20 protein-coding genes are annotated in these 22,093 nt (G+C 57.1%); 12 read left to right on the top strand and 8 right to left on the bottom strand.

The features are described 5' to 3' along the window. Nucleotides 1-4: 4 nt before the first annotated feature. Genes C7H09_RS10950 through C7H09_RS10925 form a run of 6 tightly spaced genes read right to left on the bottom strand, consistent with a single transcriptional unit; the run spans nt 5 to nt 6,979 of the window. On the bottom strand, nt 5-1,735 hold the full coding sequence (locus C7H09_RS10950; RefSeq protein ID WP_106762545.1) for a BatD family protein: 1,731 nt from the start codon (nt 1,733-1,735) through the stop codon (nt 5-7). Beyond that, nucleotides 1,729-3,573 carry a VWA domain-containing protein gene (locus tag C7H09_RS10945; protein WP_106762544.1) on the bottom strand — a complete coding sequence of 615 codons (1,845 nt, stop codon included), beginning with the start codon at nt 3,571-3,573 and terminating at the stop codon, nt 1,729-1,731. Before C7H09_RS10945 ends, C7H09_RS10950 begins: the two co-directional genes overlap by 7 nt. After that, complete coding sequence (locus tag C7H09_RS10940) at nt 3,566-4,585, bottom strand: vWA domain-containing protein (protein ID WP_106762543.1); 1,020 nt, start codon at nt 4,583-4,585, stop codon at nt 3,566-3,568. The genes C7H09_RS10945 and C7H09_RS10940 overlap by 8 nt, the downstream gene beginning before the upstream one ends. Beyond that, complete coding sequence (locus C7H09_RS10935) at nt 4,582-5,049, bottom strand: DUF4381 domain-containing protein (RefSeq protein ID WP_106762542.1); 468 nt, start codon at nt 5,047-5,049, stop codon at nt 4,582-4,584. Before C7H09_RS10935 ends, C7H09_RS10940 begins: the two co-directional genes overlap by 4 nt. Further along, nucleotides 5,046-5,984, bottom strand: coding sequence for a DUF58 domain-containing protein (locus C7H09_RS10930; RefSeq protein ID WP_106762541.1), 939 nt, complete (start codon nt 5,982-5,984; stop codon nt 5,046-5,048). The genes C7H09_RS10935 and C7H09_RS10930 overlap by 4 nt, the downstream gene beginning before the upstream one ends. Before the next feature lie 32 nt (nt 5,985-6,016). Beyond that, complete coding sequence (locus tag C7H09_RS10925) at nt 6,017-6,979, bottom strand: AAA family ATPase (RefSeq protein WP_106762540.1); 963 nt, start codon at nt 6,977-6,979, stop codon at nt 6,017-6,019. A 142-nt stretch (nt 6,980-7,121) separates the two neighbouring features. Between C7H09_RS10925 and C7H09_RS10920 the strand changes: the two genes are divergently transcribed. The 4 genes from C7H09_RS10920 to C7H09_RS10905 all read left to right on the top strand — a co-directional run bounded on the left by C7H09_RS10920 (nt 7,122) and on the right by C7H09_RS10905 (nt 14,920). After that, the gene (locus tag C7H09_RS10920; RefSeq protein ID WP_106762539.1) at nt 7,122-12,002 is read left to right on the top strand and encodes an NAD-glutamate dehydrogenase; all 4,881 of its coding nucleotides are present in this window, start codon (nt 7,122-7,124) and stop codon (nt 12,000-12,002) included. Nucleotides 12,003-12,259: 257 nt separating this feature from the next. Further along, a complete protein-coding gene (locus C7H09_RS10915) occupies nt 12,260-12,427 on the top strand; it encodes a hypothetical protein (RefSeq protein ID WP_240616565.1) in 168 nt (55 codons plus the stop codon). Nucleotides 12,428-12,551: 124 nt separating this feature from the next. After that, a complete protein-coding gene (locus tag C7H09_RS10910; RefSeq protein ID WP_106762537.1) occupies nt 12,552-13,607 on the top strand; it encodes a class I SAM-dependent methyltransferase in 1,056 nt (351 codons plus the stop codon). A gap of 140 nt (nt 13,608-13,747) precedes the next feature. Continuing rightward, complete coding sequence (locus tag C7H09_RS10905) at nt 13,748-14,920, top strand: class I SAM-dependent methyltransferase (protein WP_106762536.1); 1,173 nt, start codon at nt 13,748-13,750, stop codon at nt 14,918-14,920. On the opposite strand, the gene C7H09_RS10900 is transcribed toward C7H09_RS10905, so the two are convergent. Beyond that, on the bottom strand, nt 14,899-15,513 hold the full coding sequence (locus C7H09_RS10900) for a riboflavin synthase subunit alpha (protein WP_106762535.1): 615 nt from the start codon (nt 15,511-15,513) through the stop codon (nt 14,899-14,901). The two genes, C7H09_RS10905 and C7H09_RS10900, sit on opposite strands and share 22 nt — an antisense overlap. Before the next feature lie 149 nt (nt 15,514-15,662). On the opposite strand from C7H09_RS10900, the gene C7H09_RS10895 reads away from it, so the two are divergent. From C7H09_RS10895 to C7H09_RS10870, 6 genes are all read left to right on the top strand, one after another. Continuing rightward, on the top strand, nt 15,663-16,532 hold the full coding sequence (locus C7H09_RS10895; RefSeq protein WP_106762534.1) for a hypothetical protein: 870 nt from the start codon (nt 15,663-15,665) through the stop codon (nt 16,530-16,532). 57 nt (nt 16,533-16,589) lie between these two features. Next, on the top strand, nt 16,590-17,267 hold the full coding sequence (locus C7H09_RS10890; protein ID WP_106762533.1) for a TetR/AcrR family transcriptional regulator: 678 nt from the start codon (nt 16,590-16,592) through the stop codon (nt 17,265-17,267). A 58-nt stretch (nt 17,268-17,325) separates the two neighbouring features. Beyond that, nucleotides 17,326-17,826, top strand: a complete 501-nt coding sequence (locus tag C7H09_RS10885; protein ID WP_106762532.1) for a L,D-transpeptidase — start codon at nt 17,326-17,328, stop codon at nt 17,824-17,826. 23 nt (nt 17,827-17,849) lie between these two features. Further along, complete coding sequence (locus C7H09_RS10880; protein WP_106762531.1) at nt 17,850-19,091, top strand: mechanosensitive ion channel family protein; 1,242 nt, start codon at nt 17,850-17,852, stop codon at nt 19,089-19,091. Next, entirely contained in the window at nt 19,088-19,885 is a 798-nt protein-coding gene (locus C7H09_RS10875) for an S-methyl-5'-thioinosine phosphorylase (RefSeq protein WP_106762530.1), read from the top strand. The genes C7H09_RS10880 and C7H09_RS10875 overlap by 4 nt, the downstream gene beginning before the upstream one ends. Before the next feature lie 245 nt (nt 19,886-20,130). Further along, nucleotides 20,131-20,880, top strand: coding sequence for a class I SAM-dependent methyltransferase (locus tag C7H09_RS10870; RefSeq protein WP_106762529.1), 750 nt, complete (start codon nt 20,131-20,133; stop codon nt 20,878-20,880). Nucleotides 20,881-20,921: 41 nt separating this feature from the next. Here the strand turns inward: C7H09_RS10870 and C7H09_RS10865 are convergent, their stop codons facing one another. Next, entirely contained in the window at nt 20,922-21,203 is a 282-nt protein-coding gene (locus C7H09_RS10865; protein WP_106762528.1) for a type II toxin-antitoxin system RelE family toxin, read from the bottom strand. Between the two features lie 71 nt (nt 21,204-21,274). Here C7H09_RS10865 and tnpA point away from each other — a divergent pair, with 71 nt between their 5' ends. Together tnpA and tnpB are read left to right on the top strand one after the other, a co-directional pair. Further along, nucleotides 21,275-21,592, top strand: coding sequence for an IS66 family insertion sequence element accessory protein TnpA (gene tnpA / locus C7H09_RS10860; RefSeq protein ID WP_106762499.1), 318 nt, complete (start codon nt 21,275-21,277; stop codon nt 21,590-21,592). After that, nucleotides 21,592-21,960 carry an IS66 family insertion sequence element accessory protein TnpB gene (gene tnpB, locus C7H09_RS10855; RefSeq protein ID WP_106762500.1) on the top strand — a complete coding sequence of 123 codons (369 nt, stop codon included), beginning with the start codon at nt 21,592-21,594 and terminating at the stop codon, nt 21,958-21,960. Before tnpA ends, tnpB begins: the two co-directional genes overlap by 1 nt. Nucleotides 21,961-22,093: the final 133 nt, after the last annotated feature.

Raw genomic sequence — 22,093 nt, 5'->3', positions numbered from 1 at the left:
GGTTTCAGGCTCCGTTCAGGGTTTCAGGGTAAAGTGGCGGCAGCCCTCTGGTATTTTTCTTGCCTGACCGGTTCCGCAGCCGGGCCAACCCCTGTTCCAGGTCTGCCTGATATCGCCCCGGGCTGCTGCCAGCCAAACCGCCAAAATGTGCCCGCTGATACTGTTCGAAGGCCGTGGCCAGACCATTGTCGCTGGCAACGCCTAACAGGTCGCGAACGGTTTGAATTTTGTGCTCAGGGAACCTGAGTTGCGCCCAGTGCACCATCAGCGAGGAGCTGTTGGCTGACGACGACCGGATCCCTTGCACCATGGCCCGGTAGGCGTCGTTTTCGTTCCTGTCGGGTCTGTCAGCCATTGGCGTTTGGGGCACCGGAACGGCATTTCGTGCTCGCCACCAGAGTATTGTGGTTGTCAGCCAGAGGGCGGCAAACACAAGTGTGCCCCAGAACCAGAATGGCGAGACCTTTGCGCCAGCCGCAGTTGCCTGGCCGGATGCCTGCCCGGGCTCAGTCTCAGCCTGTAACGGTGTCTCCGGTGAGGGTGGTGCCAGGTCTGCCTCGCCCAGAATCTGAAAAGACCTTGCAGGCAAAACCGCGGTTTCCAGCGTATCGGTAGTGGTGTTCCACCAGGGGATGGTCACCTCCGGCAGGCGCAGACTGCCGTTCTGTACCGGCACCAGTGCGGTGACCTGCTGCAGGGTGGCCGTGACACCGGCGGCGGTGGTTTCGGTATTCCTCAGGGCCCTGTCCGGATAGCTGCGAACACCTGACGGGTATTGCTGGGGCAGGGGCGGAAGGGCCTCTGCGGGTAACCCTTCTGCCCGCAGGGTGATTCTACGGCTCAGGTTACTGCCGGCTTCCAGGCTTTGTGTCTGCGGCAGGCCCTGTTCAGTCAATTGCAGGTTGCTGGAGGGCAGCCATGGCTGATCGCTCGGGTAGCTTGCCGGTATGGGCCGGACCGGGACGTCAAAGAGTTGTTCGCTGTCCCGCAGGAATCGAAGTTGGCCGCTTGCGGAGCGGGCCTGGCCCTCAAAGCGAATGGGCGGCAAAGTGAGCGTGCCGGGCGTTTGGGGGAAGATTGCGTATTTTCGTTCAACAACCCGATAACGAATGCCGTCGCGCATACGGGTGTATTCCTGCTGCTTACCCAGCGACTCGATGATCGCATTAGGATGCTCAGGTTGTGACAGTTCTCCCCGAATCAGGCTGCCGGAAAAGAAAAGCTGCACTGTTAGTACCAGCTGTTCCTGAACGAAAACTTCAGCCTTGTCGGCGGAGAGTTCAATAAAACTGTCCCGGATAGCTGCCGGCTGGTCGGGTGGCGCGCCAGCCAAGACTTCGATGCTGACAGGCTCGGAAGTCGAGTCTTTGAAGCTCAGGGATGGAATGGTCAGTGTCCCGGTTCGGGTGGGCGCCAGCTGATACGTCCAGGTGATTTCGCCGATCATGTCGCCATTGATGGTTTGCACGCTGTAGCGTTGGTTTTTGGCAAGGATTTCAAAATCCGGCTCCGCCTTTTCTATGTCCGGTGATGGCAGTTGCGACAGGTCGAAGCTGAACAGGTTGCTCAGGTTAATGTCGATTTTCATCGAGCCTCTGACCGTTACCGTCAGCACCTCGCCCTCATACACCTGGTTCCGGTCAGCCTCGACTGCCAGAGTCTTGCCGGCATTGGCGATGGCCGGAAAAGTCATTGCCAGCATCAGCGCGGCAAGGCACAGAACGCGATTTACCATGGTGTGTCGCCCTCATCGGGTTGGGTCTGTCTCTGTTGATACTGTTGCAGGAATTTTCGCTGTAAAAGGCCGCCAGGGTTATCGGGTATCCGCCTGAGCCATTGTTCCTGGCCCTGGGTCAGGGGTTGTTCCCGGGCATCGCCGACCCTCGAACTGGCGTCTGCTGTGTCGTCTTCGCCGGGTTTCTGCGCAGTGCTCCGGGCCTGCTCTGAGGGCTCTGTGTTTTCTTCGGTCTGGTCGTTTCGTTCTTTACCATCAGAGTCTTCGCCCAGGCTCGCCGGGTCATGCGGTTGTGAGTTCTGACCCTCGCTGGCCTCGTTCGAACCGGCGCTGTTCGGGGGCGTAGATGCGCTGTTGCTGTTGCCGTCGTCTCCAGGGTCACCGGACTGCTGGCCGGGCTGCGGTTTCTCAGCATTACGATCGCCCTGTGCCCGCTGTTGGTTTTGCGCTTGCTGCTGAGCCTGTTGTTGCCTGAGCAAATCCTCAACCAGTTGCCGGTTGAACCGGGCATCGTGCATATCCGGATTGGCAGAAAGCGCCTTATCGTAAGCGCCCAGCGCCGCTTCCAGATCCCCGGCCTTCGCAAGAGCATTGCCCCGGTTGTAGTCGCCGTGAGGGCCAGCCTGCCGGGCAAAGGCTTGTGCCGCTGCCTGATACTCACCGTTGCGATAGAGTGCAGCTCCGCGCCAAACCGGGCTGGTCAGCGATTGTGTTGCGGAGGCCGGGTTCTCTTCAATCAATGCGGGCCCGCGCTGGTCTTCCCGCTGCCATAGCCCGGGCCAGTCCAGTGCCATGGCAGGCCGGGGGCTGGCCAGCAGAGGCACCAGGACAAAGGCAACCAGCAGCAGTGAACCCTGGCGCCAGCCAAGCAAAAGCAGTGGTGCTGCGGCCCAAAGCAGCCAGTAGCCGTCGTCTTGCCAGCGATTGACCGATAGCCCGGTATCCTCAGCGGATTGCCACAAATCGCTGTCACGGGGGGCCAGTTCCAGCGACTGGATATCCTGTTCGTTCAGGGTTAGTTCATGACTTTGCCCCTGATGGCTGCGGGCAAGCTCGGCCATGGCTGCCGGTTCTGCCCGGCTGATCACGATCTCGCCGTTGTCCCGGATGAAACCGCGTTTTGCCAGGGGGATGGGGCCGCCTTCAGTGGTGCCAACCACCAGAGTGCTGAGCCTGTAAGCCGTATTCGCGAGTGTGTCGCCAATGGCGGAATACTGGGATCTGGCGACCTTGTCCGACATCAGCAGGATCTGCCCACGGCCGGGGGCACCCTGATCCAGCAGTTTCCGTGCTCTGGCAACCGCCAGGTCGGCACGATTGCCGGTGGCAGGCATGATCGTGGGGTCGAGCACATCTAGCATGGCCTCAATGGTTTGCCCGTCTTCGGTCAGGGGGGTAACCGTGTGGGCGTCGCCCGCGTACACCACCAGAGCGGTGAGTCCGCCACGACGTAACTGCAGAATGTCTCGTATTTTCCGCTTGGCCTGTGTCAGCCGGTTGGGTTCCACATCTGTTGCCAGCATCGACAGCGACAGATCCAACAGTATTACCAGGCTGTCCTGTGGTTGTTTCAGTGGGGTGGGCGCCTGTCGCCAACTGGGTCCTGACAGGGCAACGGCCAGCAGCGTCAGGCCCAGCCCCAGGGTAAGCAGTCGGGGGCGGCGCATGCTGCCCGGTGCCTGGTTGCGGTTCTGCAGCAATGGCTGTAAAAGCGCTGGCGGGATATAGCGGCTCCAGCCGGTGTCGCCCCGGCTCATCCAGTGGCGGGTGATGAATAGCAACGGCAGGCATAAAAGCAGAAGCAGCCACAAGGGCCTTAAAAAGTGGAAGTCAGCCATGGTTTTCCCCCTTGAATGGCTGGCCCCGACGGCGGCTTTTGGCTGCCCGTAGCATGAACAGCAGCAGCCAGAGCAAGGCAGCGCTGCCAGCAGGCCAGACATAGAGCTCTGTTACCGGGCGATAAAACTGGCCGTCCTGCTCTATGGGCTCAAGCTGGTTGATGCTGTCGTAAATCATCTCCAGTTCCGGCAGGCTGCGGGCGCGGAAATAGCGCCCGCCTGTCTGATTTGCCATTTGTTGCAGCAGTGCTTCGTCAAGGTCTCTGGAGGGATTGACCCGTCGCGAACCCATCAGGTTCCGCTGTACCATGGATTCGGCCCCTATGCCGATGGTGTAGAGCCGGACGCCCGCCGCTGCGGCAATTTCAGTAGCCTTTTCGGGGGTTACTTCGCCTGCTGTGTTGGCGCCGTCTGTTAACAGGATGACCACGCGCTGCTCCTGAGGGCGTTGCCGAAGCCGCGTGACCGAAAGGCCGATGGCATCGCCAATGGCGGTTGCCCTGCCTGCCATACCCAAGCCCGCCTCAAACAGAAGCGTTCTCACCGTGGCCCGGTCGAACGTCAGCGGGGCTTGCACATAAGGCTCGGTGCCGAACAGAATCAGCCCCAGACGGTCGCCCTCACGCTGTTCGATGAAATCGTCGAGTACCCATTTCACTGCCTGTAACCGGTTGATGTTGCGGCCCCGCAGCACCATGTCCCGTTCGTCCATACTGGGCGAAATGTCGACCAGCAGCATCAAATCCCGGCCGCTGACCGGCATATGGATTTCTTCACCGATTTTTTGCGGGCGGGCCAGAGCAGTGACCAGGCACAGCCACGTCAGTAACAGAAGAAGCTGACGCGAACGGCGTGAGCGCTGGCCATGGGTGGTTACGCCGGGCATGCCGGACAGCCAGTGGCCAACAGGAATTACCGGTGCATCCACTGGCTCGTTGCGTTTTCTTCCGGCTCGCAGAAGCAGCGGTAAGAGCAGCAGCGAAAACGCCCAGGGGAAGGCCATACTGATCATGGCAGAGACTCCAGCCAGCGCCTCGCAAAGGCAATTGCCTGTGTGGGGTTGCCGTAGGCTCGGGGTTGCCAGGTGCTGGCTACCATAGCATTAACGACAGGCCGGTTGGCCGCTGTATCGCCCGGGCCGGTGTCCAGAAGAAACTCAACCCAGGCGGTGCCGCTCAGGGTTTCCGGGTGTCGGCTGGGATAGCTTTGCCGTGCTGCCCGTTTCAGCAGGCTATTCAGTTCTGCGAACCAGTCATCCGATGCTGTTGCCCGGGACTCCAGTACCGCAAGCGCCTTGCGGGCCTCCCGGCGCCAGAGGGTGCGTTTGCGGCGGCGCCGCCAGAGCGCAACGGCGGCAGCCAGGGCGATCAGTGCAGCCAGGCCGAGTAGCCACCAGCCTGGCGCCGGGGGCCACCAGCTCTGGCTGGCAGGCAGGTGAATGTCTTTCAGTTGCGATAGGGGATCCTGAGGGGTCATCCGATGCGCCCTCCCGGGCCCAGCAATAGCTGCAAGGTTGCGGTGGGGTCGTCTGCCGTACTCAGGGTGGCATTGGCCACACGGGCGGTACGGAAACAGCTGGCTAGCTTCTGTTCGTGTTGACTGACTTTCTGTTGCCAGGCCTGCTGAAACCGGGAATCGGAGGCGTCGAACCAGATCGGCCCGTCTGCCCCGGCCACAGCAAAACGCCCGGAATCCGGTAACGCTTGTTCAAGCGGATCCTGCATTCGGATTGCGCTCACCGCATTGTGCCTGGCCAGAGCCCCCAGTAAGCTGGTGGTCTGCTCGCTCAGCGCCATGAAATCACTGATTACAAAGATTCTGCTACCTGTGTGTGCAACCCGGCGGGCCTCCGCCAGGGCATTATCGAGCCCGCTGGACTGCTGCAGTTCACCGGGAGCCGGAGCGGCGCCTTTGTGCTGCAGTGAGGCCAGCGTATCCAGCAACCGCAAAACCGATTTTCGCCGGCGGGCCGGGCGCAGAACGTTGAGTTGCCGCCCGTTGAATACCAGCCCTCCCACCTGGTCGCCGGCCCACAGGGCCAGCCAGGCCAGCAGTGCCGTTACCTGTGCGCTGCGCACCTGCTTGTAGGCGCCGGTGCTGGCAAAGAACAGGGTTGGGCCCAGGTCTGTGATCAGCAGCACCGGCCGTTCTCGCTCCTCCTCATAAATTTTAGTGTGAGGCGCCTGGCGCCGTGCGGTTACCCGCCAATCTATGCTGCGGATGTCGTCGCCCGGCTGGTACTGGCGAACTTCGGAAAAGGTCATGCCCCGGCCTCTTTGGCGGGATTGACGAAGCCCGGTCTGGCGGGCGCGGGCTGGCCTGGCCGAGGGCAATTTCAGTGCGCGGGCGTCTGCCTGCAGGCGAACCAGGTCCTGCAGGGTGATGTGGGTGGCGGTGAAAGAGTTTGCCATAGCTTGCTTGCTACCTCTCTGCTGGCAACACCTCAGGCGGTGACCGGTACCCGGTCTATCAAACGCTGCAGCACAGAATCGGCGGTCATGCCTTCGGCTTCAGCCTCAAACGTCAGCAGAATCCGGTGACGCAGCACATCGAAGGCCATCGCTCGCACATCGTCTGGGGTCACGTAGTCCCGGCCATCCAGCCAGGCCAGTGCCCGTGCGCAGCGATCCAGGGCGATGGTGCCCCGGGGGCTGGCGCCAAAGGCCGTCCAGCGGGCAAGTTCCGGATCCAGGGCTCCCGCATCTCGGGTGGCAAGGATCAGTGCCAACAGATATTGCTCAACCGGCTCTGCCATGTGGATATCTGAAACAGCCTTGCGTGCCTGCATCACCTGTTCCTGGGTTAGACGAATGTCTACGTTCGGGATTCCCTGACGGTAGTCGCTTCGGGCAAGGTGCAGAATCTTTCGTTCGGCATCGGCAGACGGGTAGTCGATCACCACGTGCATCAGGAACCGATCCAGCTGGGCTTCCGGTAACGGGTAGGTGCCTTCCTGCTCAATCGGGTTCTGGGTGGCCATCACCATAAACAGATCCGGCAGCGGGAAGGTTTGCAGGCCAACACTGATCTGGCGTTCGCCCATAGCTTCGAGCAGGGCGGATTGAACCTTGGCCGGGGCCCGGTTGATTTCATCAGCGAGCACCAGGTTATGGAAGATGGGGCCGCGCTGGAATTCGAACAGGCCGGTCTCCGCCCTGTAGATTTCGCTGCCGGTGACATCGGAAGGCAGCAGATCCGGAGTGAACTGGATGCGGTGGAAATCGCCAACAAGGTGTTCAGCCAGAGCTTTCACCGCGGTGGTCTTGGCCAGCCCCGGGGCGCCTTCTACCAGCAGGTGGCCGTCGGCCAGCAGGGCAATCAACAACCGATCCACCAGTTTGTCCTGGCCAATAATGCGCGTGGCCAGTTGTGCCCGAAGTTCGCCGAATGTTGTTTGTAACGCCATGGAAATAACTGCTCTTGGTTGCCGGTTTCGGAGTAAGTAGATGCCGCAGTTTTGGTGCCGAACCGGCAAAAATCAAGGGTTTGACTATGCTTATGTGACGATGCCGTGATTACGTTTCTTTCACACAAACCAGAGGTCGGATATGAATGCGCTGACAATCGCCAGCAAGGATCAGTTTTTCGAACAGTTGGCCGTTGCCTTCTCGGAGAAGATCGCCAAGACCGAAGCGAAGAAAATCGTCGATTTTGCGCGGGTTCATTATGCTCATATTCCACTTGAAGAGTTGGTTAGCCGACGATTTTCAGACACCTATGGTGCGATTCTGGCCGCCTGGCAGTTTTTGCAGAAGCGGAGCACTGATGAAACGCCGGTGGCCGTGTTCAATCCGGATCTTGAGAGTGATGGCTGGCAGTCGACTCACACGGTGATCTTTATCCTGCACCCGAACATGCCGTTCCTGATTGACTCGCTGCGCATTGCGATCAACCAGAGAGAAGTGGGTACTCATTCCATCCAGCACTCTATTCTGCGTGTGGAGCGGGATAAATCCGGCAAGCTTAAAAAGTTGCACACCAGCAAGAAAGCCGCTTCGGATAGTGCCAATGAGGCGTTTATCGTACTGGAAATTGACCGCCATAGTGATCCGGCGGATCTGAAGGATCTGGAAGATACCCTGCAGAAAGTGCTCCACGAGGTGCGCATCGCCGTGGAAGACTTCCCGGTGGTGAAAGGCAAGGTCAGCGAGATTTTAAAAGAGTTGGATGCCACCACAGCGGGCATCAGTGAAGACGACAAGGGCGAGGCGCGGGCCTTCCTGAACTGGCTGGTGGACGATCACTTTACGTTCCTTGGCTACGATGAATACGACTTTGCCAGCGACAAGCAGGGCATGGCGGTCAGGCGGGTGGCCAGTTCCGAGCTGGGGATTCTGCGCGTCAATAACGAGCGCCCGGACAGGGTTCGCCTGAATGAGCTGCCCCAGCGCACCCGGCAGGAAATGATGCGCGGCGACGATATTTTTATTTTTGCCAAATCGGCACAGCGTTCCCGGGTGCACCGGCCGGCCTACCCGGACTACATTGCCGTCAAGAAGTTCAACAGCAAGGGTGAAGTGGTTGGCGAGCGCCGGTTCCTTGGCCTTTACACGGCAAGGGTATACAACGAGCGCCCCAGTGAAATTCCTCTGTTGCGCCGTAAATTCCAGAGCGTGCTGAAGCGCTCCGGTTTTCTGTCGGACGATTACGCCGGCAAGGAGCTTGAGCAGATTCTGACGCTCTATCCACGGGATGAGCTTTTCCAGATTGGCTCTGATGAGTTGCTGAAGGTGGCGAAGAATATTCTGTATATCCAGGAGCGCCGCCGGATCGAGCTGTTCATGAGGGAAGATGTGTACGGCCAGTTTGTGACCTGTCTGGCGTTCTTTCCGCGGGATATCTACAACACCGAGTTGCGGCTGCGTGTGGAGCAGGTGTTGCTGGATCGCCTTGATGCAGAAGACATCGAGTTCGTGACCCACTTTTCCGAATCGGTGCTGGCCCGTGTGCAGTTCACCATCCGGGTGCCCCAGATGGAAAACCGGGAACTGCCGCTGCTGGAGATCCGGGATAAGGTGATCGAACTGGCTCAGTCCTGGCGGGATGGCTTGTCTGAAGCCCTGAGCGAGGCTTACGGCGAAGAGCAGGGCAACGAATTCTATCGGGTCTGGGCGAGCGGTTTTCCGTCCAGCTATGTTGATATGTTTTCACCACGCCGTGCTGCTATTGATCTCGAGCACATTACCTCGGCGGCCCGCAATGACGACCTGGCCATGAGTTTTTACCGGGCGCTTGAGGAAGACGAGAACACGCTGCATTTCAAGCTGTTTTATCCGGATGAGCCCCTGCCGCTTTCGGATGTTATGCCGATTTTTGACAACCTCGGCTTTCGGGTGATTGGAGAACACCCGTTTGAGGTAACCGACCGCAACGGCAAAACCGTCTGGATTCACGATTTCACTCTGCAGGCCCATGCCGGCAGCATAGTGGATATCCATCGAATTCGCCCGATTTTTGAAGAGCTGTTCCGCCGGGTCTGGCATGGCGAGGCAGAGAACGACGCCTTCAACAGATTGCTATTGTCTTCGTACATGAGTTGGCGCCAGATTGCGCTGTTGCGCACCTATGCCCGCTACATGCGCCAGATACGCTTTTCCAACAGTCAGACCTTCATCTCCAATACGCTGGTGAATCACGTTAATCTGACGCGCCTTCTGCTGGAGTATTTCGAGGTTCGTTTCAATCCCGAGCGGTACAAGAGTACAGCCAAGTGTGAGGCGGCCCAACAGAAGCTCGAGATTGAGTTCAATGCCGGTCTTGATGACGTAGACAATCTCAGTGAGGATCGGGTTTTGCGGCTGTTCCTGGAGTTGATGCAGGCAACTCTGCGCACCAACTATTACCAGCCAGACGCGGATGGCCGACCCAAGCCTTACATCAGCGTGAAGTTTGACCCGCGTGAGATACCGGACATGCCTCTGCCGCTACCGATGTACGAGATTTTTGTCTATTCCTCGAGGGTGGAAGGGGTGCACCTGCGCGGCGGCAAAGTGGCCCGTGGCGGCCTGCGCTGGTCCGATCGTTTTGAAGATTATCGCACCGAAATTCTGGGCCTGGTGAAAGCGCAACAGGTGAAAAATGCCGTGATTGTTCCGGTGGGTGCCAAGGGTGGCTTTGTTGCCAAGCGGCTGCCGGATCCGTCGGATCGGGAGGCTTTCCAGGCGGAAGGGGTTGCCGCCTACAAAACCTTCATCCGCGGCTTGCTGGATATCACCGATAACCTGGTTGAAGCGGGCATACAGCCGCCGGAGTGCGTGGTTCGTCACGACGACGATGATCACTACCTGGTGGTTGCTGCAGACAAGGGTACCGCTACCTTTTCGGATATTGCCAACGGCCTGGCGGCGGAGTACGGCTTCTGGATGGGGGATGCCTTTGCCTCTGGCGGCAGTAACGGCTACGACCACAAGAAAATGGGCATCACCGCTCGCGGTGCCTGGGTATCGGTGGAGCGGCATTTCCGTGAAATGGGCATTAATCCGGCTGAGGACGAATTTACCGCCATTGGTATCGGCGATATGGGCGGGGATGTGTTCGGCAATGGCTTGTTGTGTTCCGAGAAAGCCCGCCTGGTGGCCGCGTTCAACCACATTCATATCTTTATCGATCCTGAGCCGGATGCCGCTAAAAGTTACAAGGAACGCAAGAGACTGTTCGAAATGCCCCGGTCTGCCTGGACCGACTATGACCCAAAACTGATCTCCAAAGGTGGGGGGGTTTTTAGCCGGAGTGCCAAGTCGATCCCGGTAACGCCGGAGATGAAGCAGTTGCTGGGTATCAAGGCCGATCGGGTGCCACCCAACATGCTGATCCATCATATTCTGACCGCCCGGGTTGACCTGCTCTGGGTCGGCGGAATCGGGACCTATGTGAAGGGGGCATCTGAAACCCACTCGGATGTTGGTGACAAGGCCAACGATGGTCTGCGTATCAATGGCGGCGAACTGCGCTGCAAGGTGGTCGGTGAAGGTGGCAACCTGGGGTTCACCCAGCTTGGCCGCATTGAGTACGCCCTCAAGGGCGGGCGCCTGAACACCGATTTTATTGATAATTCCGGTGGCGTGGACTGCTCGGACCATGAAGTGAACATGAAGATCCTGCTTAACCGTGCGGTTGCGGTGGGGGATCTCACCGGCAAGCAACGAAATATCATGCTGGAAGAGATGACCGACGATGTCGCGTCGCTGGTGTTGAAGAATAACTATCGGCAAACCCAGGCCATCAGTATTGCCAATGAAGATGCAGCGAGCCGTCTGGAAGAGTACCGCCGGTTGATGGATACCCTGGAAAGTGAAGGAAAACTGAACCGGTCGCTGGAGTTCCTGCCGGACGACGAAACGTTATCGGAGCGAAAACTGGCGAAAAAAGGGCTGACCCGCCCGGAATTGTCCGTGTTGATTTCCTACGTTAAAGGCGATCTGAAGCAAACACTGATCGACAGTAGCCTGCCCGATGACCCGCTGTTGGCGGGCGAAATGTACAAGGTGTTCCCGCGGGATCTGACCAAACGGTTCTCGGCGGAGCTGGGTGATCACCAGTTACGGCGAGAGATCATCGCCACCCAGATTGCCAACGATATGGTTAACCACATGGGCATCACGTTTGTGGAGCGGCTGAACCAGTCCACAGGCGCCGATGCGGCATCCATTGCCCTGGCCTGGATCATTGCCCGGGATGTCTACCGTATCGACAGCTGGTGGGACAAAATTGAAGCTCTGGACTATCACATTCCGGCGGCTCTGCAGATGGAGCTGATGCAGGATCTGATGCGGCTGATGCGCCGCACGGTTCGCTGGCTGCTGCGCAATCGCCGGGCCGAGCTCAATATCCAGAGCCATATGGAGCGCTTTGCCGACAGTGTCTGGGCCATCACCTCAAGCTTGCCGGATTATCTGGGAGATCAGGCCCGGGCGTCCTGGGAAGGCCGCCACGGCGAACTGGTCAAGGCAGGGCTGCCCCGGGAGCTGGCCTCGGTGCTTTCGGGTACCGGCTACCTCTATTCCTCGCTGGGGATTATCGAAGCCAGGGAGGCTGTGGATATGCCCCTGAAGACCGTGGCCAACCTGTATTATGATCTGGGTGAACGCCTGGATCTGACCTGGTTTGCCGATGCCATTGCCGGGCTGACGCCGAGTTCCCACTGGCAGGCTCTGGCCCGTGAAAGTTTCCGGGAAGACCTGGACTGGCAGCAGCGTTCGCTGACCACGGGCGTATTGAAGCTGGCAGACAAGCCAGATCAGGTGGCACGCAGTGTGGAGCTTTGGGAAGAGCGGCACCAGCACATGATCTATCGTTGGAATACGATGCTGTCGGAGCTCAAGAGTGCCCGGGAGCCGGAATACGCGATGTTCTCTGTGGCTTTGAGGGAGTTGCTCGATCTTGCACAGAGCACGATGCACCAGAGTCCTGAAGGAGGTACTGAAGGTTAGTGGCCTGCTGGGCAGTGCCACTTCGAAGCAATCCGGGGTGGCACCGTTTTCCGGTTCTAAAAAAATAGTCAGTTTTTGACTCCTGGCGGCAGTGCATCCCCGCTCCGCCAACAAGTTGTCGCGCTATATTGTCAATTTGTGTCAAATTTTCTTGATGTGGCTCACGTTTTGGCAGGGTGGGGCTCATTACAGTGACCATTTTTGTCTGGTATAGTCTGTGGCAAATGGGGTGATAGAGGTTGGCTGTGAAAAGGCTCATGGATAAAGCCCTTCAAGTACTGAAGGTGCAGAAAAAAGATCAGGCTGTGGATGCTCAGGCAAGAGCTACGGAAGAGGGAAAGCCCGCCGAAGCGCGGCAGCCGGAAGACTGGGGGATGTCTCCCGAAGATGCGCTCAGGATTGGTACGGTAGCGCGTTATAAATAGTCGCCCTCGATTGGCGCAGATTATCCAGGATTATCGAGAGCCCCGGGTCTGAATGAAAGCAGACTCGGGGCTTTTTTCCAGTTAGCATACGTCGTTTACGATTCTGACCACGGCGTTTACTTTCATGTCTGCACTACCCAACACTCACGAAGTTCTGCTGCGAAACTCCCACCTTCTTGCGGGCCGGCTCGCCCTGGTCGGTGTCTCCGACGCCGGGCTGCTGGCGAAGTGTTCCGGAGGGGGCGTGGCGATCACCGAGCATGCCGGTGTCTATACGACCCTGACAAACCTGGCTGGCTGGCAAGCCTGTTTTGGTTATCAGCTTGAGCCGGAACAGGGTGCCGGGCAGGTGGATTCAGCCGTGGTGTTTGTTCCCAAAGTTCGCGCAGAGTTGGAGTTGCGCCTGGCTGTGGCCCGGTACCTGGCGAAACCGGGGGGTGCTCTGATCCTGGTAGGGGAGAAGAAGGAAGGTGTCGCCAGTGCGGCCAGACAGTTTGCCAGCGTTTCCGGTGAAGCTGTGAAAATTGACAGCGCGCGTCACTGCCAGTTGTGGACGGGCATGAACGAGCAACCGCTCACCAGCTTCAAGCTGGATGACTGGGTGTCATGGAATCGAGTGTCCTGTGCGGGAACCGATCTTGACGTCGCCGGGTTGCCGGGTATCTTCAGCCAGGCAAAGCTCGACGATGGTACTCGAATGCTCCTGCAGACGCTGTCGGATCAGCCGCTGCGGGCCCAGCGTCTGCTTGACTTTGCCTGCGGTGCCGGAGTGATTGGCGCCTGGTTGCATGGCGACGGAAAAAGGCATAACCGATCCCCTGTAATCGATGGTGTGGATGTGCAGGCCCAGGCGATCTTCTGTGCACGGAAAACCTATCAGGCTGCCGGTGTTGCCGGAGAGATTTTTGCCAGCGATGGTCTGGCAGCTGCTAAAGGCCGCTGGCCTGCCATCGTGACTAATCCGCCGTTCCACACGGGCGTGAAAACCGACACCTCAATGACCGAGCAATTTCTGCTGCAGGTGGCGGCGCACCTTGAGCCGGGCGGCGAGTTGCGCCTGGTTGCCAACAGTTTCCTGCCTTACGAAGCGCTGATCGCCCGTTATCTGGGGCCGGTAGCCCGGCTGGCGGAGGATCGGAGATTTACCGTGTATCAGGCTTTCAAGGCTCGCCGTGGCTGACCGCAGGGCATAAAAAAGCCCCTGGGGTAAGGGGCAAAGAGGCTTCTTGTTGAAGCGAATGTCCTTAATCTAAATCGATTTTCTAGAATAAACACCCTAAAAGCCGTGATTGGTGTAAACCTTGTGAGAGAGTACCTGTTATGACCGCGACCAAGCTGCAGATGCCAGCCGGTGAACTGCGCCTGGAGCGCCCGGGAGGTGGGGCGGGCCTGCAGGCCTGGGATGCTGCTGATGAGTTGTTGCTGGCCAGCGTTGAGCCCTGCCTGGAGGAGGCAGGGATTTCGGGCAAGCCCCGAACACTGGTGGTAGATGATCAATTTGGTGCCCTGAGCCTGGGGTTGGCTGGCTTTGCTCCTGTGCTGGTCGCTGACAGTGCAGCTCTGTCCGGTGCGCTATCCCATAACGCCGGGCTGAACCCGGGTTTACCAGCGTTGTCCGGGCTCCATAACTGGCAATGTCCACCCGCGGGTCCCTTTGACCTGGTGGTGCTACGAATCCCGCGCCAGGCCAGCTATCTGGCCTGGCTGTTGCGCTGGCTGAACACCGTACTGGCTGAGAATGGTCGCATTCTGGCTGGAGGCATGATCAAGCATTTGCCGGAGCGTAGCGTAGACGTGTTTTCCGGGGCAGTGGTTACCGAAGCGGTGTTGCCTGCCAAAAAAAAGGCCCGGGTGGTCGTTTGTCGCCGGGGTGAGGCAATGCCAGATGGCTGGCAAGAGGCCTGGAAAGGTTATTCGGTGCCCGGGCTTGGCCATACAATAGAGGCTTTACCTGCTGTGTTTGCGCGGGAGAAACTGGATATTGGTACCCGCGAGTTGTTGCCGTTTATCGCGCCAGCGATGGCCAGGTTGCCAGAGGGCGCCCGGGTAATGGATCTTGCCTGCGGGAACGGGATACTGGGGCTGCTGGCGTTATCTTGCCAATCCCGGGTGGACCTGCACTTCAGTGATGTGTCCAGTCAGGCGATGGTCAGTGTGGCCCGCAACCTGAAGCGTTCGGGTATGGCAGCGCGGCTCTGGCATCAGGATGGCATTGCCGATGAGGCTCCGGCGTTTGACCTGATTCTGCTCAACCCGCCCTTTCACGAGGGGGGTGTGGTTGGCGACCACATTGCCGTGCGGTTATTTCGTGCTGTCGCAGATCACCTGACACCTGAAGGTCGCCTGCTGTTGGTCGGCAATCGCCATTTGGGCTATCACCAAACGTTAAAACGGTATTTCGGCCACGTTGAGCAGAAGGGCGCGGCCCCGAAATTCGTTGTTTTCGAGGCGTCAGAGCCCAGGCGGAAAAGTCAGAGCGTGGGGCGGTCGTAGCCGAGCCGGGCCAGTGTGTCGACGATGGTCTGGGTCTGACTGTCAATCTCGATGTTGACGCTCTGTCCCTCCGTTGCGGTGCCAAACGTGGTTGCCCGCAAGGTTTCAGGAATCAGGTGAATGTTGAACCGGTTGTCCCGCACCTCGCCGATAGTCAGGCTGGCACCATTGATGGCGATGTAGCCTTTCGGGAAGACATACTTTGCCCAGGCCGCCGGTAACTCAAACCAGACGGTCACGTTGTTTTCTGTTCGAACGATATCGCAGATGCTGGCAGTGGCGTGGATATGACCGCTAAGCAGGTGGCCGCCGATTTCATCGCCGATACGGGCTGCCCGCTCGAAGTTTACCTCGCTGCCGGGTTTCAGGTTGCCAAGTGTTGTTAGCCTCAGGGTTTCCTGCATGGCATCAAAATATAGCCGGTTACCGTCCTGGCGGGTGACGGTCAGGCAGGTGCCATTAATGGCGACCGAAGCGCCGATGTTGACGCCGTCAACCTGGTCTTCGGGCAGCGCTATAATAAAAGTACTCAGGCCGGGGACAGAAATCACTTCCTCAACCCGTGCGATACCCTGGACAATACCGGTAAACATGCCTCGCTCTCCTGTAACCTGATGATCTGCGAAAGCATACCGGTGCCTCTCCATCTTGCCAAGAAAAGCCAGTGTGCCGGGGGTATACTCAAGAAATAACGTTGAGTGCCGTTATCCTTTTTATCGTGACACGAAATCGTGAGAAGCCAATGGCTCAGAGTAGTGCAACCCGACAAGCCGACACTGAAGCCGCCAGCGCTGTGCTGCGCCCGGGCCGAGCGGCAGATCCGGTGCCCGCGGCTCCGGAGCTGGCGCTGAATGCGGAGCAGCGTACCGCAGCGTTGGTACAGGCGCAGGAACCAGAGGCCGGTGAGCCAGCGGAGGAGATTGCTGCCGACGATGTGACGGATGGCCGCGAGGCGGATACTGCCGAAGAGCTTGAAGCCAAAAAGAGCCAGAGGAAACTCCGGCTGATTCTGCGCCAGTGCGACCGGGTACTACTGATGGACTTTGACTTGTTGGCCATGTCGGACTGGCCCGACAACTATCAGATGGCCGCTGCGCGCCGAAGCCGTGATCTCTGGATTCTTAGCGCGCTGATTGCCGCCACCATGTTCCTCAGCGGGCTGACCGGGTTTGTGCCCGCCTGGATTGCCGGTGGTGGCTTCGGTGCGTTTGTGATTATTCTGCTGCTTGGCGTGCCTGCTATCCGCAAGGTCTACGCCTCTGCACCGTCATACCTGGATCTTCTGCTCCGTCGCCAGCGAATGCTCAGAGATGCGCGAAAACACGCGGAGCATCTGGAGGGTAAGGAAGGTTTGATCTGGCAGTGCGCACGGATGGCCGACTACAACCCGGGCTTGCGTCACCCGCGTTTCACCGACATTCTGCAATTGTCCGAGCAGCGGGTATTGCCCCGTTATCTTGTGCGGCGGGAGCACGTGCGTTTGTACCTGATCTATCTGCTTGAGGCAGAAAAGGCGTACGGCAAGGTTCAGCAGGCGTTTTTTGACGGGAATCAGAGGGCTATAGATCAAGGCTGGCAGGCGGCTGCGGCTGAGCCTGGCTCGCGAGCTTGACACGCGCCACCTTCAAACGTATGTTTCAAACAGATGTTTTGAAACCGGACAGGAAAAATGGCGCAGTCTGATACCGTTGACCGCATACTTGATGCCGCCGAGGAGTTGTTCGCTGAACGCGGGTTCTCGGAAACCTCGCTTCGTATGATCACCAGCAAGGCTAAAGTAAATCTGGCGGCTGTCAATTACCACTTTGGTTCCAAGAATTCGCTGATTCACGCTGTGTTTGCACGTTTTCTGACACCCTTTTCCGCGACACTGGAACTGGCGTTTGATGAACTGGATGAGCGCACGGGCAAGCAGCCGGCCACCCTTGAGCAAACGCTGTGGGCACTCACTGTGAGTGCGGTACGTATGCCCCAGCGCACCGAAAAAGGGATCTCGATATTCATGCGCTTGCTGGGCCTGGCCTACACACAGTCCCAGGGGCACCTGCGCAAGTTTCTGGAGCAGGAATACAGTCAACCGTTTGGTCGCTTCATGAATCTGTTGAAAGAGGCGACTCCGGAACTCTCGTCGGTAGACCGGTACTGGCGTATCCAGTTCATGTTGGGTGCAACGGCTTTTACCATGTCCAGCAGCGATGCGCTGATCGATATTCTCGAGAATAAACTTGGCGTAGAAACCACCGTTCAGGAGATTGCCGCGCGGTTGGTGCCCTTCCTGGCCGCCGGTATGGAGGCGCCGGAAAAAATGCTTACACTTCCGTCAGTTTCGGGCGCCTCGGTTGCCTGATCTCCCCCCCCTCGGGTAGGCTTGCCTCTGGTTAAACCGCCGGAGGAGTCTGCTCCTGATGTCTGATTTCCTGCCGCAGAATGCGGCGATCCTGATTGACACTGCCCGCCAGACCCTCACGTTGACGGACGCCCACGGCGCTCTGTTGGCGCGTTATCCGGTATCGACCGGCCTGAACGGGGTGGGGGAGCAGAACGGCAGCGGTTGCACGCCGCGGGGCGCTCACTATATTCGGGCCAGAATTGGCTCGGGTGAGCCTGAAAATACGGTTTTTCGCGGCCGCCGCCCCACAGGAGAAATCTACAGCGAGGCCCTTGCAGCGCAAAATCCCGGGCGCGACTGGATTCTTTCCCGTATTCTCTGGCTGTGTGGCCTGGAGCCCGGTCGAAACCGGGGCCGGGGTGTCGATACTTTTCATCGCTACGTATACATTCACGGTACGCCCGACTCCGAACCCATGGGTGTCGCCCGTTCGCACGGCTGCATACGAATGCGCAATGCAGACATTATCGAGCTTTTCGACCGGGTAGCGGCCGGTACCAGAGTTCAGATTACTTAACCCCCATATCTCAGAGGGAAAGGATGATTGGTCAGATCTTGCAAGTGATGAATGATTGGATTGAGCATTTCGGGCTGCTGTCGGAAGGCTGGCGGGCAGCCATTCTGATTTTTCTGACAGCGATGGTGACCGGTGTCATTGCGTACATCGCCAGCCACATTATTGCGATGCTGGAACGCAAGTTTGCAGACACCAGGAACCTCTGGGATGACGCCTTGTTGCATGCTGCCCGCAGGCCTCTGGTGGCGTTTATCTGGCTGCACGGTGTTTACTGGGCAGCCGAAGTCGCCAATCATTTCTCGGATGCCGAGATTTTCCAGGGCAACGGTATCCTGCTCCAGATAGGCTTTATCTGGGTGATCGTCTGGGCTTTGCTTGGGATGATCAAGGAGGTCGAGAAAAACCTGACTTCGCCGATCAAGATGGCCAAACCGATGGACTACACCACGGTTAATGCCATCAGCAAGCTGCTTCGCGCTGCTATTATTATTACGGCGGTACTGACGGTATTGCAGACTCTCGGGTTCAGTATTTCCGGTGTTCTGGCCTTCGGTGGCGTTGGCGGCATCGCCGTGGGTTTTGCTGCGAAAGACTTGCTGGCCAATTTTTTCGGCGGCTTTATCATCCACCTGGATCGCCCGTTCAAGGTGGGTGACTGGATTCGGTCACCGGATCGGGATATCGAGGGCACGGTAGAGCACATTGGCTGGCGGCTGACCACCATCCGGACTTTCGACAAGCGCCCTCTGTATGTGCCGAACGCGACCTTTACCACGATTGCGGTGGAAAATCCGTCGCGCATGAGCAACCGCCGGATCTACGAAAACATTGGCATTCGCTACGCCGATGTTCACTCCATGCGCCGGATTGTTGACGACGTCCGGGCCATGCTGGAGCAGCACGACGAAATCGATACCGACCAGACGCTGATCGTTAACTTCCTGAAATTCAATGCATCTACTCTGGACATCATGGTGTACACCTTCACCAAAACCACTCAGTGGGTGAAGTACCACGGCATCAAGGAAGATGTATTGTTGAAAATCAGTGATATCATCGAAAGCCACGGTGCGGAAGTGGCCTTCCCGACCCACACGGTGCACCTGCCGGATGGAGTTCGTGTCAGCAGCAGCGAAGCGGTGGAAGAGGCGCCGGAGCAATCCTTGGTGCCGGCTGCCGACAGCAAAGGCCGCAAGGTGCCCGTGCGGCCGGGTCGTGACACCCGGGCCGGTGATGAAGGCGAATCCGCTGGCGAGGGAGAATGACTATGTCAGTGCCTGCAGCGCCAGTTGGCATTATTGGGGGTACCGGCCTGGCCAGTCTCGGTACTTTGGAGATTACCGGTGAGCGGTCTGTGACCACCCGTTGGGGAGAGCCCTCGTCCAGCCTTGTCGAGGGGCGGCTGGGCAGCCAGCCGGTGGTGTTCATTGCCCGCCATGGAAACCCCCACCGGATACCTCCGCACCAGGTGAATTATCGGGCGAACCTGCAGGCATTGTACGATGCCGGGGTTCGGGTGGTGGTGGGCGTGAACGCTGTTGGGGGCATTCACGCTGATATGGGGCCTGCCCATATTGTGATTCCGGATCAGCTGATTGACTACACCTGGGGCCGTGCCAGTACCTTCTTCGAGGATGAACTTGAGGAGGTCACCCACATTGATTTCACCTGGCCCTACGACTCATCTGCCCGTGACGTGCTGATCTCCGGGGCTCGCAATGCCGGAGTGCCTTTTTCGGATTTCGGTGTGTACGGCGCAACCCAGGGGCCCCGGTTGGAAACAGCGGCCGAAATTGCCCGCATGGAGCGTGATGGCTGCGACATTGTCGGCATGACCGGCATGCCCGAAGCCGTTCTGGCGGCTGAGCTGGGTATGCGTTATGCCAGCCTCGGCCTGGTGGTGAACTGGGCTGCCGGTAAAACGGAGCGGGTGATCACCATGGCCGAGATTGAAGCCGCGATTGCTGAAGGGATGTCGGGTGTGAAGCAGATTCTGGAGCGTTCGGTGGCAGAGTTGGGGCAGCTGACTCCATGGAGTAATTTGGATGTACTCGTATAGTCGTGCGGTCGCCGATTTTATAGTCTTGGAGTTTTAAGATTAATCGAATAGTCAATAGTTTATTTTTGTATGCACGTGAGTAATAGATATCGCATTAAAGAAATCGTGTTGCCGCATGGTGATAATTGCTTGGCGGGGTGCGCTATTGTATTTTTGTTTTACTTTGATGTTTTTCGCTTTTCTGGTCTATTTTGCAGATTTTTCGGATATTTTTATTATATTTATTTTTTATTTTGAGATGAACTATGAAGTCGAAGCATGAAAAACAATGGGAAAAGTTAGGCTCCAAGGATCCTTACTGGGCTGTATTAACAGATCCGAAAATGAAAGGTGGGAAGTGGAAGAAAGATGAGTTTTTTCAAACAGGATATGTTGAGATTGAAAATATTTTCAAAAAATTAAACTCGCTGGAAATGATGCCGTCTAATAATTTGGCGTTGGACTTTGGCTGCGGCGTTGGCAGGCTTTCCAGAGCTCTAGCAAAAAGGTTTCATAAAGTGTTGGCGCTTGATATATCTGGTTCAATGTTGGAAGAGGCAAGGCGTGCAAATTCTGATATTGGAAATGTTGAGTTTAGAAAAAATAGCGAAGATAATTTAGGATTTATAGATTCAAATAGCATAGATTTTATCTATAGTAATATTGTGCTTCAGCATATGAAAGTTAATTTCCAAGAGAGATTCATAAAAGAGTTCTGTAGAGTTTTGTCAGAAAATGGTGTGGTTGCCTTTCAGACTCCATCCAAATTAAATTTAAAGTCTTGGCGGGGGTGGGCTTACGTTTTTTTGGGAAATGGAGTTTTGAATTTGTTCAGGAAATTAAAGCATGGCTCATCTGGGGTGATGGAGTTACATGCGTTTCCAAAATCAAAAGTTATTAATATTTTGAGAGAAAATGGTGTGAGTATCGTTCACGTTGAGAGGTTTGATTCTGCAGGTAAGACTTTTGAGAGTTATATGTATTTTGCGAAAAAAGACCTCAAAATTAATACCTGAATCAGTGACTTCACCTGTCATTGGGCTTTGTTTGTTATGCTTTAGCTGTATATTCGCCCCCGGTGTCCCACGTCCAGAATCCAAACTATTAGCTCATCATCTTCGATCTCAAATACGATGCGATAAGTGCCCACCCTAGTGCGATAAGCACTTGAATAACCTTGCAGCTTTTTAGTATCGCTTCCTCTCGGAGTAAGGCTCAAGTAATCAAGTTTTACATCGATTCTGCGACGAACTTCATTTGGCAGCTTGTTATACGCTTTTTCAGCCTTTTTGCTGAACTTTACTGTAAGCGCCCATAAATCAGCACCGTAAGCGCCCATTAATCAGCACCTACATTCGGTTATCAAGATTGCCCACACTGATTTCCTCATCAACATCAGGAGGAATCAGCATGACACACGCCGAACGCAAGCGTCTCTGGCAGCAACATATCGAAGACTGGCAGGCGTCCGGTTTGTCCGGCATGGCCTACTGTCAGCAGCAGTCACTGACCTATTGTCGCTTTGTTTACTGGCGCAAAAAGCTGGCTGAGCCGGAGACCGTGATTGCGGAGCGCCCGGCTGGGCTCTCTGGCTTTGCCAAGGTGGCAGCGATGCCAGGCACGGCATTGTCAGATGGATTAACGGTGTCATTACCCGGAGGCGTCTCGATCACCGGGCTGCACGCCGGTAATGTGGAGATACTCGGTGCCGTGCTGAGGCAGCTGTAATGCGCCACCGATACCTTCGCCCCTCCTGGGATCTGCCGGAGATTTACCTGTATCGACAACCCATCGATTTTCGCAAGCAGGCCAACGGACTGGCGCTGATTGTCGAGCAGGAGTTAGGCCATAACCCGTTCTCCGGCGCGCTTTTCGCCTTCACCAACCGGCAGCGCAACAAGATCAAATGCCTGATGTGGGAAGACAACGGCTTCGTGCTCTACTACAAGTCTTTGGCTGAAGAAAAATTCAAATGGCCGGGCCCAGAGGATGAGCTGATGTCGCTGAACGGCGAGCAGATCAATTGGTTGCTGGACGGCTACGACATCACCCTGCTTCATGGCCATAAAACCCTGTATTATGAGAGTGTTGGATAGCGGTTTTTGTGGTGTTTTTTAGTGTGTCAGGGCGTTGTTTTTGCTATAATTTCAACATGAAAACAACGCCTGATAACACCTCCAAAACACCCGATTTCAGCGGTCTCTCCACCGCTGAAATGCTGGCTGTTAT

This window comes from Marinobacter fuscus (assembly GCF_003007675.1).
GTDB classification, from domain to species: domain Bacteria; phylum Pseudomonadota; class Gammaproteobacteria; order Pseudomonadales; family Oleiphilaceae; genus Marinobacter; species Marinobacter fuscus.
This window is presented reverse-complemented; position numbering and strand designations above follow the sequence as displayed.

What these genes read in the sequence shown, in the direction of transcription:
- C7H09_RS10950 (WP_106762545.1), bottom strand. Translation starts at nt 1,735, where the DNA reads ATGGTAAATCGCGTTCTGTGCCTTGCCGCGCTGATGCTGGCAATGACT.
- C7H09_RS10945 (WP_106762544.1), bottom strand. Translation starts at nt 3,573, where the DNA reads ATGGCTGACTTCCACTTTTTAAGGCCCTTGTGGCTGCTTCTGCTTTTA.
- C7H09_RS10940 (WP_106762543.1), bottom strand. Translation starts at nt 4,585, where the DNA reads ATGATCAGTATGGCCTTCCCCTGGGCGTTTTCGCTGCTGCTCTTACCG.
- C7H09_RS10935 (WP_106762542.1), bottom strand. Translation starts at nt 5,049, where the DNA reads ATGACCCCTCAGGATCCCCTATCGCAACTGAAAGACATTCACCTGCCT.
- C7H09_RS10930 (WP_106762541.1), bottom strand. Translation starts at nt 5,984, where the DNA reads ATGGCAAACTCTTTCACCGCCACCCACATCACCCTGCAGGACCTGGTT.
- C7H09_RS10925 (WP_106762540.1), bottom strand. Translation starts at nt 6,979, where the DNA reads ATGGCGTTACAAACAACATTCGGCGAACTTCGGGCACAACTGGCCACG.
- C7H09_RS10920 (WP_106762539.1), top strand. Translation starts at nt 7,122, where the DNA reads ATGAATGCGCTGACAATCGCCAGCAAGGATCAGTTTTTCGAACAGTTG.
- C7H09_RS10915 (WP_240616565.1), top strand. Translation starts at nt 12,260, where the DNA reads ATGGATAAAGCCCTTCAAGTACTGAAGGTGCAGAAAAAAGATCAGGCT.
- C7H09_RS10910 (WP_106762537.1), top strand. Translation starts at nt 12,552, where the DNA reads ATGTCTGCACTACCCAACACTCACGAAGTTCTGCTGCGAAACTCCCAC.
- C7H09_RS10905 (WP_106762536.1), top strand. Translation starts at nt 13,748, where the DNA reads ATGACCGCGACCAAGCTGCAGATGCCAGCCGGTGAACTGCGCCTGGAG.
- C7H09_RS10900 (WP_106762535.1), bottom strand. Translation starts at nt 15,513, where the DNA reads ATGTTTACCGGTATTGTCCAGGGTATCGCACGGGTTGAGGAAGTGATT.
- C7H09_RS10895 (WP_106762534.1), top strand. Translation starts at nt 15,663, where the DNA reads ATGGCTCAGAGTAGTGCAACCCGACAAGCCGACACTGAAGCCGCCAGC.
- C7H09_RS10890 (WP_106762533.1), top strand. Translation starts at nt 16,590, where the DNA reads ATGGCGCAGTCTGATACCGTTGACCGCATACTTGATGCCGCCGAGGAG.
- C7H09_RS10885 (WP_106762532.1), top strand. Translation starts at nt 17,326, where the DNA reads ATGTCTGATTTCCTGCCGCAGAATGCGGCGATCCTGATTGACACTGCC.
- C7H09_RS10880 (WP_106762531.1), top strand. Translation starts at nt 17,850, where the DNA reads ATGATTGGTCAGATCTTGCAAGTGATGAATGATTGGATTGAGCATTTC.
- C7H09_RS10875 (WP_106762530.1), top strand. Translation starts at nt 19,088, where the DNA reads ATGACTATGTCAGTGCCTGCAGCGCCAGTTGGCATTATTGGGGGTACC.
- C7H09_RS10870 (WP_106762529.1), top strand. Translation starts at nt 20,131, where the DNA reads ATGAAGTCGAAGCATGAAAAACAATGGGAAAAGTTAGGCTCCAAGGAT.
- C7H09_RS10865 (WP_106762528.1), bottom strand. Translation starts at nt 21,203, where the DNA reads ATGGGCGCTTACGGTGCTGATTTATGGGCGCTTACAGTAAAGTTCAGC.
- tnpA (WP_106762499.1), top strand. Translation starts at nt 21,275, where the DNA reads ATGACACACGCCGAACGCAAGCGTCTCTGGCAGCAACATATCGAAGAC.
- tnpB (WP_106762500.1), top strand. Translation starts at nt 21,592, where the DNA reads ATGCGCCACCGATACCTTCGCCCCTCCTGGGATCTGCCGGAGATTTAC.